The organism is Synechococcus sp. CCAP 1479/9, from assembly GCF_019038535.1.
Classification (GTDB): Bacteria; Cyanobacteriota; Cyanobacteriia; order PCC-6307; family Cyanobiaceae; genus Cyanobium.
The window spans coordinates 1-226 of the sequence record NZ_JAFKRK010000058.1; the positions used below are offsets into that span (position 1 = coordinate 1).

The window sequence follows — 226 nt, forward strand, 5'->3', positions numbered from 1 at the left end:
GTCGAAGATGCCGAACTCGTAGCGGATGCCGTAGCCGGTGGCGGGGATCTCGAGGGTGGCGAGGGATTCGAGGAAGCAGGCGGCCAGACGGCCGAGGCCACCGTTGCCGAGGCCCGGTTCCTCCTCCACATCGAGGATTTCCTCGATGTCGTTGATGCCGAACTGGCGCAGGGCCTCGGCGGCCTCCTTCTGGATGCCGAGCATCAGCAGGTTGTTGCCGAGCTGG

1 protein-coding gene is annotated in these 226 nt (G+C 65.9%); it reads right to left on the minus strand.

Annotated features, from left to right (window positions below):
• Nucleotides 1–226, minus strand: a 226-nt coding sequence (locus tag KUG38_RS16670; protein WP_216923532.1) for a glycogen/starch/alpha-glucan phosphorylase, incomplete at both ends; no start/stop codon positions are given.